General features: G+C 48.1%; 15 protein-coding genes and 2 pseudogenes. 9 read left to right on the top strand and 8 right to left on the bottom strand.

What is annotated here, in order from left to right; genetic code table 11:
- Positions 1–282 precede the first annotated feature (282 nt).
- Entirely contained in the window at positions 283–1,089 is an 807-nt protein-coding gene (locus BLV54_RS08760) for a hypothetical protein (protein WP_143032457.1), read from the top strand.
- A gap of 479 nt (positions 1,090–1,568) precedes the next feature.
- Here the strand turns inward: BLV54_RS08760 and BLV54_RS08765 are convergent.
- Positions 1,569–2,028 (bottom strand): annotated as a pseudogene (locus tag BLV54_RS08765) (IS5/IS1182 family transposase); the annotation flags it as partial.
- Positions 2,029–2,362: 334 nt separating this feature from the next.
- Here BLV54_RS08765 and BLV54_RS08770 point away from each other — a divergent pair.
- From BLV54_RS08770 to BLV54_RS08785, 4 genes are all read left to right on the top strand, one after another.
- Entirely contained in the window at positions 2,363–3,088 is a 726-nt protein-coding gene (locus tag BLV54_RS08770) for a BON domain-containing protein (protein WP_090570730.1), read from the top strand.
- Positions 3,089–3,334: 246 nt separating this feature from the next.
- Entirely contained in the window at positions 3,335–4,384 is a 1,050-nt protein-coding gene (selD, locus tag BLV54_RS08775; protein ID WP_090570732.1) for a selenide, water dikinase SelD, read from the top strand.
- Positions 4,377–5,594 carry a tRNA 2-selenouridine(34) synthase MnmH gene (gene mnmH / locus BLV54_RS08780; protein WP_090570734.1) on the top strand — a complete coding sequence of 406 codons (1,218 nt, stop codon included), beginning with the start codon at positions 4,377–4,379 and terminating at the stop codon, positions 5,592–5,594. Before selD ends, mnmH begins: the two co-directional genes overlap by 8 nt.
- Before the next feature lie 207 nt (positions 5,595–5,801).
- Positions 5,802–6,890 (top strand): transglutaminase-like domain-containing protein, encoded by a 1,089-nt coding sequence (locus BLV54_RS08785; protein WP_090570737.1) that lies wholly within the window; start codon positions 5,802–5,804, stop codon positions 6,888–6,890.
- A gap of 432 nt (positions 6,891–7,322) precedes the next feature.
- Here the strand turns inward: BLV54_RS08785 and BLV54_RS08790 are convergent.
- Positions 7,323–7,553: pseudogene (locus BLV54_RS08790) on the bottom strand (hypothetical protein); the annotation flags it as partial.
- A gap of 32 nt (positions 7,554–7,585) precedes the next feature.
- Positions 7,586–7,771, bottom strand: coding sequence for a hypothetical protein (locus BLV54_RS08795; protein ID WP_090570740.1), 186 nt, complete (start codon positions 7,769–7,771; stop codon positions 7,586–7,588).
- Between the two features lie 775 nt (positions 7,772–8,546).
- On the opposite strand from BLV54_RS08795, the gene BLV54_RS08800 reads away from it, so the two are divergent.
- A complete protein-coding gene (locus BLV54_RS08800) occupies positions 8,547–9,794 on the top strand; it encodes a sensor histidine kinase (protein WP_090570743.1) in 1,248 nt (415 codons plus the stop codon).
- 286 nt (positions 9,795–10,080) lie between these two features.
- Here BLV54_RS08800 and BLV54_RS08805 read toward each other — a convergent pair whose 3' ends face one another.
- Both BLV54_RS08805 and BLV54_RS16820 read right to left on the bottom strand, forming a co-directional pair.
- Complete coding sequence (locus BLV54_RS08805) at positions 10,081–10,314, bottom strand: hypothetical protein (protein WP_143032458.1); 234 nt, start codon at positions 10,312–10,314, stop codon at positions 10,081–10,083.
- Positions 10,315–10,383: 69 nt separating this feature from the next.
- On the bottom strand, positions 10,384–10,506 hold the full coding sequence (locus BLV54_RS16820) for a hypothetical protein (RefSeq protein ID WP_256329309.1): 123 nt from the start codon (positions 10,504–10,506) through the stop codon (positions 10,384–10,386).
- A 318-nt stretch (positions 10,507–10,824) separates the two neighbouring features.
- Between BLV54_RS16820 and BLV54_RS08810 the strand changes: the two genes are divergently transcribed.
- Entirely contained in the window at positions 10,825–12,018 is a 1,194-nt protein-coding gene (locus BLV54_RS08810) for a sensor histidine kinase (protein WP_090570749.1), read from the top strand.
- 378 nt (positions 12,019–12,396) lie between these two features.
- On the opposite strand, the gene BLV54_RS16090 is transcribed toward BLV54_RS08810, so the two are convergent.
- On the bottom strand, positions 12,397–12,570 hold the full coding sequence (locus BLV54_RS16090) for a hypothetical protein (RefSeq protein WP_176969722.1): 174 nt from the start codon (positions 12,568–12,570) through the stop codon (positions 12,397–12,399).
- A gap of 254 nt (positions 12,571–12,824) precedes the next feature.
- The gene (locus tag BLV54_RS08815) at positions 12,825–13,844 is read right to left on the bottom strand and encodes a metallophosphoesterase (RefSeq protein WP_090570752.1); all 1,020 of its coding nucleotides are present in this window, start codon (positions 13,842–13,844) and stop codon (positions 12,825–12,827) included.
- Here BLV54_RS08815 and BLV54_RS08820 point away from each other — a divergent pair.
- Positions 13,822–14,130, top strand: a complete 309-nt coding sequence (locus tag BLV54_RS08820; RefSeq protein ID WP_143032459.1) for a hypothetical protein — start codon at positions 13,822–13,824, stop codon at positions 14,128–14,130. The genes BLV54_RS08815 and BLV54_RS08820 overlap by 23 nt on opposite strands.
- 77 nt (positions 14,131–14,207) lie before the next feature.
- Here the strand turns inward: BLV54_RS08820 and BLV54_RS16825 are convergent, their stop codons facing one another.
- Entirely contained in the window at positions 14,208–14,456 is a 249-nt protein-coding gene (locus tag BLV54_RS16825) for a hypothetical protein (protein WP_256329313.1), read from the bottom strand.
- On the opposite strand from BLV54_RS16825, the gene BLV54_RS08825 reads away from it, so the two are divergent.
- Positions 14,352–14,783 carry a nucleoside deaminase gene (locus BLV54_RS08825; RefSeq protein WP_256329312.1) on the top strand — a complete coding sequence of 144 codons (432 nt, stop codon included), beginning with the start codon at positions 14,352–14,354 and terminating at the stop codon, positions 14,781–14,783. The genes BLV54_RS16825 and BLV54_RS08825 overlap by 105 nt on opposite strands.
- The last annotated feature ends 125 nt before the right edge of the window (positions 14,784–14,908 follow it).

Here is a 14,908-nt window from a genome sequence, read left to right on the forward strand (position 1 = left end):
ACCTACCGCCTTGACTACTCCTTTTTCCTCAAAATCCTTTTCACCCATTAGGTGACTCCTTCATCCAACCGTAAAACCTTTACAGTACTACGTTTGCAGCTGTTTTATAGGGTCAACTGAGGAAAATAGGTTAATAGATAAAAAGGGGGTTATTTTTTCCCATACACACGCACGAGATGTTTCCTTCGAAGCTTAAGGTTCCCCGTTCTTGACACTTCGTAGTGCGAACTCTGTATTCCAGCAGAGTTTAAAGATTCGTATGCTACTCAAATGGAGATCAAGATGAAAAAGTTTCAGACAATTGCAGTAATTGTAGGTTTAGTGTTCTCGCTTACAGTAAGCACGCAAGATAAGCAGACTCTCGAGGTGATGAAAAAAATCGAGCCGCTCCCGCAAGATCTGGAAATTCAGTTGGCACTAAGTGCGCTTCCACCACACCTCAGAGACAATGCAACGGTATATATTTTAAACCCTGATAAGGGCTTCGAAGTTGCTCGCAAGGGTACTAATGGATTCCACGCCTTTGTTGCTCGAACCGGCGATGATACCTTCAGAGGGTCCTGGCCCTTTACTCAATACAGAGATGATATTCTCTACCCAATTTCCTTTGACCAAGCGGGCGCCAAGGCACAGATGCGGGTCTTCTTTGATGCAGCAGAGATGCAGGCCAATGGCACACCTCCCAGCGAACTAAAGAAAATCATCCAAGACCGTTACAAAACAGGGTACTACAAAGCGCCGGAACGAGCCGGTATCTCATACATGCTGTCTCCAGTGCTGAGAACGTACTTCAAGCCGGAAGAAAGCGACAGGGTCATCACCATTAACTTTCCACACGTTATGTACTACGCCCCTGATGTTTCCAATGAAGACATAGGTGGTGGGGAACCCGCTGGTATGTATCCTTTTGTTATATTACCCGGCCCCCACGGATATATTATTCAGCCTCTCGGCCTGACGGAAAGAGCAGCTATTAACAAAGAATACGAAGACATGCTTGCAAGACTCTGTAAAATTAAAGAAGTCTGGTGTTTGCCGTTTGCCAAAAGAGAAAGGTCAATATTGATGCAAAAGCAGACTCTCCTATGAAGATGCGTTGATGGATATGCTATACCGATGAAGAAAGCAAGGAAGAATATCTATGCAAAAGATTACTCCCTATTTATGGTTTGACAAAGGGGCTAATTCCATTTCTAAATCAAACCTAACTTTATCGGCTTCACCTTGCCGTATTATTTATACTGTCTGCGACTCGCCTTCGTGTCATCTTTGATTTGGAAATGGAATAAGGAAGCTGCCGAGTTTTACAATTCTCTGTCTGACACAGTCTTGCCCTCACGTCATAGTTGCCTGTGCAATTGTTTGAAATTTTCTCCTTAAATCTGCTGCAGTGTTATCAATAAATTTCTATGCAACGCCATCATTAACTTCGGTAGCAACTACTGTCGTAGCATGATTATGATGAAATGGTGTAGTCGGCCCTGCAAAATTCATCCAGCTGCCGATGCTATTTTGGCATGCGAGGTATTCGCATCAATGAGTAGCTGTTCGCTCTCTCTTTATAGAGTTTATAGAGTTGACCAGCTGAAGCAATAAAAGGCGCAAAAAACTGCCTTCAGCCCAAGGCGAACCATTGCTCGCAACAACCAGCGCAGATTGTAACCTGCTGCGCACAACACCGCATGGAGTGCATCGCCGATTCTACAGCTTGGCGCCGCTTAAGCCATCGTCGCTGCTGCTTCGTCAGCGATTTGTTCTTGCCACGATGGATGATTTCCATGTTCGGATTGTCAATGTCCGCTCCCTGGAGCCCGAGATCCACTACTCTACCTACTTCGGTGTGACACTTGAATTTGCCAGGAGGATTCTCATCTGCTCCAACTGTTCGCGGAGAATGTGACCATCATAGGGATTGCCGGGGAAGGGGATCGCACCGACCATCAAACCATTCTTGTGAGTAATAGTGATGCTGGCTTTGACGCCAAACTCATAGGGCTTACGTGCTTTTCCTTTACCGATACACTCGACCCGGCGCAATCACTCAAATTCTTGAGCATCTGGATTTATCCTCCCGAGCGCCGCCTAGAGCACCTGCGCAGATTTTTGGCTCTGTCAGATCTATCTGATTCCAAGCTTGTCTTTCTCGGCTCTGTTCTTTCCCCCTGGGTGTCTTTTGCATGAAAAACAAAAAACAACCTAAATCCAGCAATTTTTGCTGCCAATTGAGCACAAATTTTTGAATTTTTGATCGCTATCGCTTGTCAGAATGTATAACACTCCATTCCCTTTTCTGTACTTTTATTTCATATGAAAAAGAGTGTTTATTTTTCCTATACCCCAATCGAGTGACAGGGAGATCGAAATGAACGAAGCCCAAGTCGTAGTGAAGCGTATCCAGCAGGCCCTCGAAAATGAGCCGCGCATCAACCCACATCGCTATCCGGTGAAGGTGCACGTGGTGCAAGGCGCGGTGGTGATGGAGGGCGAGGTTGCGGACATTGCCGCCAAGAAGCTCGCCCTCGAAGCGGCGGGTGCGATCGAAGGCACGCGCGAAGTTGTCGACCAGCTGCGCGTCGTGCCCTCCGAGCGGCGCGGCGATGGCGCAATCAGCGACTCGCTCGCCAACTTCCTGCTCAACGCGAACGAGCTGCGTAACTGCACGATTCGCATCGTGAGCAACGGCAAGCTCGAGACGCTGCGCAAGGCGCCGCCCGACGACGGCGGATCGATCGACTTCGAAGTCAAGGATGGGATCATCGCGCTCAACGGTACGGTGATCAGCCTTTCGCACAAGCGTATCGCCGGAGTGCTCGCCTGGTGGACGCCTGGCTGCCGCGATGTTGTCAACTCGCTCGATGTCGTGCCTCAGGAGGAGGATACCGATTACGAAGTCATCGACGCCGTGCGCCTGGTGCTCGAGATGGACCCGTTCGTGCAGCCCGAGCAGATCGACGTCAAGTGCAGCAACTACGTCGTGACGCTCCAGGGCTACGTGCGCACCGCCGACGAACGCCAGCGCGCCGAGCTTGACACCTGGTACGTATTCGGCGTCGCCCGTGTGATCAACAACCTCGATCTGCTCGGCTAGGTTTCAGTGCGTCACGGCCAGCTTGCATCTATCAGATCATATTAGGTCCCCCTGATATGAATAACGATGTGCCGCTTTCCTCGGAAAGGCAAAAATGATCTAAATCCAGCAATTTTTGCTGCCAAATAAACACAAATTCTTTGAATTTTTGATTGCTTATCAGAGTGTTTGACACTCCATCCCCTTTCCTGTACTTTCATTTCTTATGAAAAAGAGTGTTTGTTTTTCCTATCCCCCAAGGCATTCATGAGTTCAGAAAAAATCGCACTTACACAGACTGTGCAAAAAGGGGGTTGTGCCGCTAAGGTTGCGGCTCCGGAACTCCGTCGAATTTTGCAACAAGTAAGATTTCCGGCAGCACATCCCGCTTTGCTAGTGGATGGAGGGCTTTTTGATGATGCTGCGATTTATAAAATCAATGAAGAAATCGCCCTGGTTCAAACTTTGGATTTTTTCACTCCTATAGTGGACACCCCGAAACTTTTTGGTGAAATTGCGGCGGCAAATGCCCTCAGTGATGTTTATGCGATGGGAGGTAAACCAACAACAGCCATGGGAATTTTGGCATTTCCTTTGGCAACCATGTCTGAAAACATCATTATTGATATTTTGCAAGGAGCCAGTGATAAGATCGCAGAGGCTGGGGCTAATTTCGTCGGTGGACATTCTATTGATGATGATACTTTGAAATTTGGCCTGTCGGTCACTGGATTTGTAAATCCAAGTCAAGTATGGACCAATGCAGGAGCTAAAATAGGTGATCATTTAATGCTCACAAAAGCTCTGGGGACAGGGACAATGACGGCTTCTTTAAAAAGACAGCAGTCTCAAGAAGAAGATATCATGGAGGCTTTGCATAGTATGGTTACTGTCAATAACGCCATTGACTGCATGACTCCGGACTTACAAGCAGCGGTTCACGCTGCGACAGATATCACAGGTTTTGGTTTTTCCGGTCATTCCATGCAACTTGCTAATGCCAGCCAGGTGACTTTAAGAATTCAAACAGAAAAACTTCCACGGTTTACTAAGACTTTTTTCTGTCTGGAAAACTCTTTTTTGACGAAAGCCCACCGGACAAATGCGGAATACACTATATCTAACATTGATGTTTCAAATCTGGATAATCTTTACAGGCTTTTAATTCATGATCCACAGACAAGCGGAGGCTTGTTATTGAGTGTTTCCTCTGAAGTAAGTCATGCCATGATTCAGGCCTTGCGCACCAAATTTAAATCTGCTGAGATTATTGGAGAGGTTTTGCCTCGTCAAGATAAAGCGGTGGTCTTTGAGTAATCAAAATATCAGAATTGATGAATTAAAAGAATTATTCGTAACGGAAACGCCGTTGATCGATGTGCGCGCGCCGGTGGAGTTTCTGCAAGGTTCTCTTCCTGGATCCGTCAACATTCCCATACTTAATAATGAAGAGCGTGCGCTTGTTGGGACTACCTACAAGAATCAAGGTCAGGAGGCCGCAGTCCGTCTGGGCTATCAGATTATTTCAGGTCCTGTAAAACAAAGTCGTCTGGATCAGTGGTTGAAGTTTGTGCGAGGGAATCCCCGGACTGTGCTTTATTGTTTTCGGGGAGGTAAGAGGTCGCAGATCACTCAACAATGGTTAAAAGAAGCAGGTATTGAAAGACCTCTGATTGTTGGTGGCTATAAAATGGTGCGTCAATTTTTAATGGACGCTATTGATAAATTTAGTGAAGGCAAGAAACAATTGGTTATTACCGGGCCTACGGGTAGTGGAAAAACCAAGCTGATTCATGCAGTGAGGGATATTTATCCTTCTCTCGATTTAGAAGCCATCGCCCAGCATCGTGGCTCCGCTTTTGGGGGATTTCCGATCCCTCAGCCGACACAAATTGATTTTGAAAATCGGTTGGCGGTGAGTTTGCTTAAATTAGAAAACCGGATTGAATCTGATGGACCGTTGATGGTTGAGGATGAAAGTCGATTTATAGGAAAGGTTTACTTGCCAGCAAGTTTCTTTGCACGCATGAGGTCTTCAGAAGTCATTTGGCTTGATGAACCTTTTGAAGCGAGAGTAGAAAATATTTTTGAGGATTACGTCCTCAATACTGCGATCGGTCATGCGCAACAAAGACGGCAAGGGCAAAAATGGCAACCACAAAGGTTAATGGAACCTCAAGGACAAATAGCTCAACAACAATTCGTTGAGATTGAAGGAGCACAAGAAATTTTGCACAATCAAGCTCTTCAACTCTTCGAAAAATATAAGAATTCATTGCAAATGATCAGCAAAAAATTGGGAGGGAAGAGGCTCCAGGAGATATTGGGCGATTTGGAAAATGCACAGTTGGATTTTTTGAACATGAACGAGATTCGATCAAACAAAGTGTGGATCAAAAAACTTGTAAAATATTATTATGATCCGCTCTATCTAAGCTCTCTTGAGCGCCGCCAAGTGATTCCCTGTTTTAAAGGTTCAAAAAAAGACGTTATTGATTATCTTCAATATCATAAACAAGGGTGCTAAATTCTGATAGGGCGGCGAAAAAGACTTATCTGCTTCGCTATAGGAGCATGCTTTCGCTGATTTGCTAAACATTATTTTTTGATCGGATTCACTTTTTATATTTAGTATTTATCAAATGTTTCTCTTCTTGCGTTATAGGTTTGAAAATTCAATAAATGATCGCCCCGGCTCTGCGCAAGTCGGATTCATTGAATCGGGAGAGATCACATGAAACGACGCACTTTCTTGCAAGCTGCTCTCGCGACTCCATTCATTGCCGGGCTGCCGATCGTACGTGACGTGATCGCTGCCGCGCAGGGTGAGGGTTGGCGCACTTACGAGGTGGTCACGAAGCTGGAAATTGTCAATCCTTCTGGTGTTTCACGCGCCTGGGTTCCGCTGCCGTACACGGCGAAGACCGACTGGCACACGCCGCTCGGCAACACATGGAGCGGCAACGGGCAGGTGAAGGTTGTTACCGAGTCAAAATACGGTGCGGAGATGCTCTGCGTGGAATGGGAGGAGGGCGAGAAAGCCCCCGTGCTCGAGGTGAGCAGCCGTTTCGCAACGCGCGACCGCGCCGTGGAGTTCTCCAGGCCCAACCCGAATGCCCCCAGCTTGTCGCAAGCCGAAATGAGTCTCTACACTGAACCGACGGAACTCATTCCGACCGACGGCATCGTGCGTGAGACCGCGCTAGACATCACCCGGCATGCCAGGACGGATATTGAAAGGGCGCACGCGATCTATGAGTGGGTTGTGGACAACACCTTTCGCGATCCCAAGGTTAAGGGTTGCGGCTGGGGTGACATCAAGACGATGCTGGAAACGCGTTATTTCGGCGGTAAATGCGGCGATCTCAACGCACTGTTCGTCGGCTTGGCGCGATCGGTCGGCGTGGCGGCGCGCGATATCTACGGGGTGCGCGTCGCGCCTTCGCAGCTAGGCTACAAGAGCCTCGGACTCGGCAGTACCAACGCGAGCAAGGGGCAGCACTGCCGCGCGGAATTTTTCGCTCAGGGCATAGGCTGGGTGCCGGTCGATCCCGCAGACGTGCGCAAGGTGGTACTGGAGGAGTCGCCTGGCAACCTGCAGATCAACGATCCGAAAGTCGTGGCGTTGCGCAGGAGGCTGTTCGGCGCCTGGGAAATGAATTGGCTCGCCTACAACACTGCCCACGACGTTGTCTTGCCGAACTCCAGGACCAAGATCGCGTACTTCATGTATCCGAATGGGGAGACCGGCGGGAAAGTGCTGGATCAGCTGGACTCCGATACCTTCAAGTACACAATCACGGCCCAGCAAATCAATACTTGAGCGCGGGCTAAAATAGCTGCGCTTCAGATCATGCCAGTTGCCGGTGCGCCGGCAACTGCAGAATAGGAGACACAGAATAGGGGGCAGACTGCGGTTATCGGCTATGCGAGAAACAGATTGCTGGGTTCTGGTCTTGATCGGCGGAGAGCAGCAAATGTACATATGGCTGGTCATGAGCACATAGGCGGCACTTTGCAACCAGTCTTGCTGGCATGTGCTCGATCAGTCAATTCAAATAAAAGCGGTAGTCCTCTTTGGCAAAGAAACAGGCTTGGTGATTGTTGCTGCATTGGATAAGGTGAAGTGGAATATTTGGTAGTGCGAGGCGGGCACGCCGAGGCATAAGTTGGCACTTATCAATTATTGCGACTGACAAATTCTGCTAGAAAACTGTGGTCTGTTCGTCCCTATTACGCTTAAATATAAGGGATCTTAGGAAGTTAAAGCGGGTTTAAAGTAACAATTTAAGAATTTCATGGAAAGATTATCACGTCGATGATTAAAATGAAATTCGGTTTTTTCCAGGTACAGATAAAAAGTATGCTCAGGCACGCTATTGAATTTTACCAAACGTCTTTTTGCAAAATGCCAGAAGGATTCGATGTCGTTAATATGCCGCTCACTACGAGTAAACTCGTTGTCACCATGGTGAACCCTGAAGTGCAGCAACGCTACTCGTTTGCCACCCAGCTTATCTAAACTGTCGTTAAGACAAGGCAATGCATTATTCGCTCTATGGCTCTATTGCCTGGACGCAGCCATTGATTGGCTACCATATGAACATCTGCAATAAAGACCATCAATGGATGGTGAGAATAGCGTCCGCGCTTGCGCGGATTGTAGCCTCGCGCCGCTCTTTCCTGCTGTCCATAGCGTGTCATTACCGTCGAATCCAGATCCAGGGCAAATCATCAACGTGAAGATTGCAACCCATGTCACCCTAAGCCGTTATCTCTTTATTGGTAAAGCGAAGTTGAAAATCCACGAAAGCCCTCTGGAGAAAAATGTGCGCCAATCAGAATACGCTGGATTCGAGTGAATTGTTAATTCAATTTGCATAAATTGTCTCCATACGACTACACATCCACAAAAACCCTCCAGAATAAATTATGCACTAATCAGAATACGCTGGATTCGAGTGAATTGTTAATTCAATTTGCATAAATCGTCTCCTTATGACTACATTAAAAACTACTATAAAATATAACATTAATTAAGTTTACTAATTTTTATGTAGTTAAACAGAGACATTTCAATTTCTCTCCTTATTCTCAAAGAAAACAGAACCAATTGATTCTTTTAGCATAAATATTTTTTGGCATAGATATTGCTTTTCTTAGAAGGAGACTAAACAGTTTTACTCTACAAGCAAAAAGCTAAAGCTGCTTTTAGAACAATACTCTTTAAATTCTACAAATCAAAAAAATGGAGCCACATTTATGTCTCAAGCAAATGCTTATGAACAATACATGCTGGAACTTATCAATCTGAACGAAGCGGCAGAAAATCATAACAGCTGGATGATCGCAACCGACACTTTCTCTCACATTTCCTAATGGAAAATCTGGGTTTATATTCGTCTTAGAAGTTAGAACACTTTAGCAAGTACTGAACTTCCCAAGACCCAATAGGATTATAAGGGGATGAAAACAAATTATGAAAAGACAAATTTCCAATGCTTTTGCCCCTCCTGCGAGTCAGACTAGTTTGTTGAGAGGAAAAAGACTGCCAAACAATTATTTTATAGACATGGATGATCTGACCAACGGAATCAGAGAAGAGCCGATTAAAATGCTGCGGCAATACCGCGCTGTATCAGAGGTTGCTAACATTGACCTATCGGTGGTAGAGGACATGATCGAGGGCCTGCAGGTATTGGATTTTGACTGGACGTATCTATACGTGAACAATGCAGTGGTAAGGCAAATTAAAAAAACAAGGGAAGAATTGCTTGGCCACACCCTTATCGAAATATTCCCGGACGTTGAAAATACCAATGTGTTCAGCGCCCTAAAAAAATGTATGGAAGAAAGGACTTTCCTTCATTTTGAAAATGAATTTACTTACTCCGATGGCACGGTGAGCTGGTTTGAGCTGAGTATTCAGCCTGCGCCCCAGGGTATCCTGATACTGTCGGTAGATATTACCGATCGCAAAAAAGCCGAGGCGGAGATCAAAAAACTTAATGAAGAATTAGAATTAAAGGTAGAAGAACGAACTGCCCTGCTTACCGAACTGAATAAAGAACTGGAATCGTTTTCCTATTCCGTGTCGCATGACCTACGTGCTCCTTTAAGGGTGATCAACGGGTATTTGACCATCCTCGAAGGAAATCAAGATGCCAGGCTTGATGAAAGCATCAAAACATTTTTAAAAAGAATACGGAACAACGTGGAAAAAATGGATGCCTTGATACACGCCCTGCTGGCATTTGCCAAATTGGGAAGAAAAGAGGTAAGGAAAATAAAAGTCAACATGAAGATGCTGGCGGAAAATATTGCCCAGGACTTTAAAGCCATGAACCCACATAAGGCAGAGATACTCATCGGCAATTTAGACGAAGCTAGCGCAGATGCGATGCTCATCAAACAGGTATTCATTAACCTCCTTTCCAATGCCATTAAATACTCCACCTATTCAGAGGCTCCCAGAGTAGAGATTGATTCCTACAAAAAAGACGGGACAATCGTTTATTCATTCCGCGATAATGGTGTGGGCTTCGATATGACCTATGCCGACAAACTTTTCGGCATTTTTCAGAGGATGCACCCCGAAGGACAATTTGAAGGCACGGGCGTGGGCCTGGCTATTGTGCAGCGCATCATTAACAAACATGGAGGTAAAGTATGGGCCGAGGGCAAGCCGGGAGAAGGGGCCGTTTTTTATTTTTCACTGCCTGAATAAAATGTCGTATTCGCCTCCTGTGATCGCCGTATCTAGCTCCAGTATGGATTTAAACCTGGATTCCTCAATTGATCGCTTATGCTGTTATTAACGGTATGAATATTCTACATTTTTTGTAGATTTTACTCGTGTCTTTCAGATGTTCATGCTTCGGTGCGGATTGTACGATTTTGCAAGTACTGACTGCGTTGCAACTCCTTGGAATGGAATGACCATTCCGCATCGTTGCCCTTACCCTGTACTCGCAAAACTGCACACTCCATTCCGTCCAACTGAGGGATCCAGGTTAAATAATTCCTGATATTTGCGTTGGAATAGGGGACGGGCCAAGGTTCTCGGTTATGTGAGAAACAGATTGCCGGGTTCTGGTTCTATAACCTTGCGCAGTCACCCAGGCCTGCCGGGCGCTGCCTGTCACTCCAGAGCCGCCGATACCTGTGCCGTGAAGCGCCCATTGCTCAGCGCGTTGTGCCATTTGTCGCTCGCCGGATTTTATCCACCAGCCCCGATTCCAATCCATAACGGAACAGCCCCCGATAAACCCTCTGTAAGCCCTTTGCCTACCAGCGTCATCTAATCCCAGCGCCACCTAAAGCGGGTGCGGTTTCACCACTGCATCGGTTTCTCCCTGCGCATTTACTCGGTAACTAGACCAACGGTATTCAGCCGGATGCACCACCACACCTGCCTTCCTGAGCGCTACCTGGAGCATCAGCGCAAGTCTTTGATCCTTTCGAATCTATCTGATTCCAAGCTCGCCATTTTCAATCCACTTCATAACTGGGCTGAGTGCTCTCTGCGCCTCTTTCGTCGGAAAGGCAAAAAATGATCTAAATCCAGCAATTTTTGTTGCCAATTGAGCACAAATTTTTTGAATTTTTGATTGCTATCGCTTGTCAGAGCGTTTGACACTCCATTTGCTTCCTTGTACATTCATTTACCATGAAAAAGAGCGTTGATTTTTCTTATACACATGCACCCGCGGCGACGCAGCGCCTTCTGCAGGCTCTAGGCCGGGAAGCGGGTTGAGATGACTCGCCGCACGACCGACGAGCTGGCCAGGGCGAATGACGACCTGTGCCGGGAGATCTCCGAGCGAAAACGGACCCAGGAGGAGTTGGATCGATTTTTCATGCTGTCCCTTGACATGCTATGCATCGCCAATCGGGACGGCTATTTCAAGCGCGTGAGTCCCGCCTTCACGCGAACGCTGGGGTGGAGCATGGAGGAGTTGTTGGCCCGGCCGTTTATCGACTTCGTGCATCCCGACGATCATAGCGCGACGTTCGAAAAGGTGGAACAGCTGGTGATTGACGGTCAGCCGGTGTTGCACTTCGAAAACCGGTACCGGCATAAGGACGGCTCCTGGCGCACCCTGTCGTGGACATCAGTTTCTGAGCCAGACGGAACCATGTATGCCGCTGCGCGGGACGTCACCGAACGCCAGCTAGTCGAAGAGCGCGTGCGGCGGGCCAACGAGAAACTCGCCGCGGCCAACAAGGAGCTGGAAGCCTTCTCATACTCCGTCTCGCACGATCTGCGCGCGCCGCTTCGACACATCAATGGATTCGCGAGCCTGCTCCGGAAACACGCCGCCGCAGAGCTGGACGACAAAGGTCAGCAGTATCTGACCCGGATCTCCGAGGCGGCCAAGCACATGGAGGTCTTGATCGACGACCTCTTGCAGTTTTCGCAGATCGGCTGCACGGAGCTGCGACCCTTGCCGGTCCGGCTAGACCAGCTCGTCTACGATGTGCTGACCGGCTTTTGGCAGGAAACTGACGGACGGAACATCGACTGGGCTATCAATGATCTGCCGCATGTGTGCGCTGATGCCATGCTGCTCCGCCAGGTGTTCGTCAACTTGCTGTCGAACGCAGTGAAATACACACAGGGTCGCGACCCCGCGCGCATCGAAATCGGGAGCCTCGATCGGGATCAAGCGGCTCCGGTCATATCAGGGAAGGAAGGCGAGGCCGCGAGGGACGAGGTGATGATCTACATCAAGGACAACGGCGTCGGGTTCGACCAGCAGTACGCGCACCAGCTTTATGGCGTATTCCAGCGGCTGCATAGCACTCGTGAATTCGAAGGCACCGGCATTGGGCTGGCCAACGTGAAACGAATCGTTCTCCGGCACGGCGGACGGGTGTGGGCCGAAGGCAAGGTCGGTGAAGGCGCTACCTTCTACTTTTCGCTCCCCCGAACCGTTCCGGAAGGTTGAAGCGCGGCCAACGGCCCTAGGGGAGGCGGGGGTTGAGAGAAGCTGGATCAATAGCAGAATAGGAACAGACCACGGTTTTCGGTTATGCGAGAAACAGATTGCTGGGTTCTGGTTTTACAGCCTTGTGCGGCTGCCCAGCCTTGCCGGGCGCTGCACTTCGCTCCAGAGCCGTCGATACCTGTGCTGCGAAGTGTTCATTGCCCAGCGCGTTGTGCCATTTGTCGCGCGCGGAATTTCATTCACCAACTCGGCTCTAATTCATGATTGAACAGTCTTCGATAAGCCCTTTGTAAGTCATTGACCTGCCAGTGTTATCTAACTCCAGCGCTACGTCAAGCGAGTGTGGCTTTACCAGTGCATCGATCTTCCCCTGCGCGTTCACTCGCTAGCTAGACCAACGGTATTCAGTCGAAGCGCCACCACCATACCTTCCCATACCGGATGCAGTTCGATATGGCACTGACACGCAAGCCAAATAGGCATTTTCCTGAAGGGGCAGGAGCAGAAACATCCTTCCCATAAGGTTTTGCTGTGCTGGTAAGCGTGATTCACATACTGCGCATAACGCTGTATATCACGATTCGAGCGCCTTCATCAGCTCCCTGGCAGACTCAGCTCAATTGACGGAAAGTAGCAAATGTACATGATCCTAAAAACCGCAGTTGACCGCTTGATTGGAGCGCTAAGCCCATAACACATAGAAGCATTTTCGAAATTTTCTCATTCATCAGAATGGTGGGATCGCTACGAAGTGCATCGTATGTCGCTCCAGGCGCGAATGCGGCGTTGCTCTTACCCTTTCTTCGTTAGAATAGTGAACGTTTTTTCAGATTCTGCTCCACAATCTCCTGATGGATGGTAAAAACCTCCGGTGAGGAGGGATCAGCAATAATGCGCAGCCAGTGAACGTCATCAGCGCCAAATGTTTCTACACGCGTGACATTTTTTATTTGCCTCTTGTTGATATTATCTAACAATGGTTTATCTACCCGAAAGTGATGCGAATCGCCATGCGCAAGGACGACAGGTTTACCAAACTTCACCGATTCTTGCTCGAAGGCATCGAGAATTTCTTCAAATCCCAATCGTCTGCGATCACCTTTGATTAATTCAAACCCTGGATTAGCCTGAAAGAGTAAGAATACTCCACGAGCATTCCGAGCCCTGGCTTCGTCAAAAGTCTGGTGTAGCCAGGAAAGTGTCGCTTTTATCCGGCGCTTGACTTCCTCATCATCAGCCTGAGTGCGTGCCGAAAAAGATGCCAAGGCATTGTTGCTGCCAACAATGTGTAAAGTGGCAAACATGACATGATTTTTCATCCAGCGTACATTCTCAACAAACTCTGGATAGCTGGGATCGCTTGCCTGGGTGATGACAGGCATAGGCGATTGTCCCAGACTCATCTCTGCTTTTGGATAAAAAAGTGTCCGCAAACGGCTTAATCTCTCGAGTGGCTGGTAAGATCCTGCACTGAAGCGATGACAATCTGTCCATTCATTATCACCGGGTGTCAGAATAAAGGGAATCCGGAATTGCTGGAATCGCTCGAGGCGATCCTGAAACAGCTCATCTGAACACAATGACGAACCGGTTTTGATATCTCCAGCATGGAGCACCCACTCTAGTTTTTTATTGGCGTTGATTTCTTTAATGACATTATCAAATTTCCAGAAATCAGCCGTATTGTAGGGCACATCTCCGATCAGGGCGAATTCAAATTTTGCCAGACTTTCTGCTTCAAGATCGCCAGACTGAGACTGCCCCGGGGTAATGATAAAAAATAGCAAAACAAAAATCGGTGCGATGAAAAGTTTTAATCGAAACATGGTGTTTTTAACTCCTGTGAAGGAAATACCTGAAAAACAGCGAATAAGTGCGTCAGATTCCTTATTTCTTTTTCAAATAGATTTCAGTCCTGACGTGCTCCAACAATTTATTCCATTTCTAAATCAAACCTGGCTTTATCGGCTTCTCCTTGCCGTATTATTTATCCTGTCTGCGGCTCGCTCTTGTGTCATGTTTGATTTGGAAATGGAATTAGGGGGGGCAGAACAGTTTACTGACGGAGATGGCACTCTTATCAGGACAAACTATATTGCTATAGATAAATGAAACTATATCAATTTTATCTTTGTCCCAAAATTTAGAAAACCTGGTTAGACTGCGTCATTTAGGATGGCTAACTGTAGTTAGGCATTGCCGTTCAGATTCGTCGTTATTTTCTTCGCCTGGAATGCAGGCAAAAGCGTAATGACAAATCTCAGGAGATTATTATGCTGACCGATACTGACTTGCAACACTTGCGCCGCTGCGTAGAGCTGGCGACCGAGGCCCTGGAAGCGGGTGACGAGCCATTTGGATCTGTGCTCGTCGCGGCGGATGGGACCGTGCTCGCCGAGGATCGCAATCGTGTAGGCAGTGGCGACCCAACTCGCCATCTAGAATTCGAACTGGCGCGCTGGGCCGCGGCGAACATGACCTCTGAGGAGCGAGCGGCGGCGACCGTTTACACCTCGGGTGAACATTGTCCAATGTGTGCCGCCGCCCATGGCTGGGTTGGCCTAGGCCGCATTGTGTACGCAAGTTCTTCCGAGCAGCTGGCCGCATGGCTCACTGAGCTGGGGGGTGCCGCGCCTCCAGTGCGGGCCTTGCGGATTCAGGAGGTTGTCCCCGGCATCCTGGTAGAGGGTCCAGTACCCGCCCTCGCGGAGCAGGTGCATGATCTTCACCATCGCTTCTACCGCAAATATAGCAATAAAGGGTAGCGTCCCCTTTTTGCTCCTGACAATAGGACTTGATGCAGATGTGAAAAAGCGGAAGGGGGCCATAACGTTGTCAATTCCCGCAAAGATGACGCCTCGATGCCAGTCAATCGTTCCTGCCGAGTATC

Origin of the sequence: Nitrosomonas sp. Nm33, from assembly GCF_900107265.1 — a bacterium.
Taxonomy (GTDB): Bacteria; Pseudomonadota; Gammaproteobacteria; order Burkholderiales; family Nitrosomonadaceae; genus Nitrosomonas.

Excerpts from the sequence above, each read along its gene's own strand:
- BLV54_RS08760 (WP_143032457.1), top strand. The coding sequence starts at position 283 with ATGAAAAAGTTTCAGACAATTGCAGTAATTGTAGGTTTAGTGTTCTCG.
- BLV54_RS08770 (WP_090570730.1), top strand. The coding sequence starts at position 2,363 with ATGAACGAAGCCCAAGTCGTAGTGAAGCGTATCCAGCAGGCCCTCGAA.
- selD (WP_090570732.1), top strand. The coding sequence starts at position 3,335 with ATGAGTTCAGAAAAAATCGCACTTACACAGACTGTGCAAAAAGGGGGT.
- BLV54_RS08785 (WP_090570737.1), top strand. The coding sequence starts at position 5,802 with ATGAAACGACGCACTTTCTTGCAAGCTGCTCTCGCGACTCCATTCATT.
- BLV54_RS08795 (WP_090570740.1), bottom strand. The coding sequence starts at position 7,771 with ATGACACGCTATGGACAGCAGGAAAGAGCGGCGCGAGGCTACAATCCG.
- BLV54_RS08800 (WP_090570743.1), top strand. The coding sequence starts at position 8,547 with ATGAAAAGACAAATTTCCAATGCTTTTGCCCCTCCTGCGAGTCAGACT.
- BLV54_RS08805 (WP_143032458.1), bottom strand. The coding sequence starts at position 10,314 with ATGGATTGGAATCGGGGCTGGTGGATAAAATCCGGCGAGCGACAAATG.
- BLV54_RS16820 (WP_256329309.1), bottom strand. The coding sequence starts at position 10,506 with ATGCTCCAGGTAGCGCTCAGGAAGGCAGGTGTGGTGGTGCATCCGGCT.
- BLV54_RS08810 (WP_090570749.1), top strand. The coding sequence starts at position 10,825 with ATGACTCGCCGCACGACCGACGAGCTGGCCAGGGCGAATGACGACCTG.
- BLV54_RS08820 (WP_143032459.1), top strand. The coding sequence starts at position 13,822 with ATGAAAAGTTTTAATCGAAACATGGTGTTTTTAACTCCTGTGAAGGAA.
- BLV54_RS08815 (WP_090570752.1), bottom strand. The coding sequence starts at position 13,844 with ATGTTTCGATTAAAACTTTTCATCGCACCGATTTTTGTTTTGCTATTT.
- BLV54_RS16825 (WP_256329313.1), bottom strand. The coding sequence starts at position 14,456 with ATGGCGAGTTGGGTCGCCACTGCCTACACGATTGCGATCCTCGGCGAG.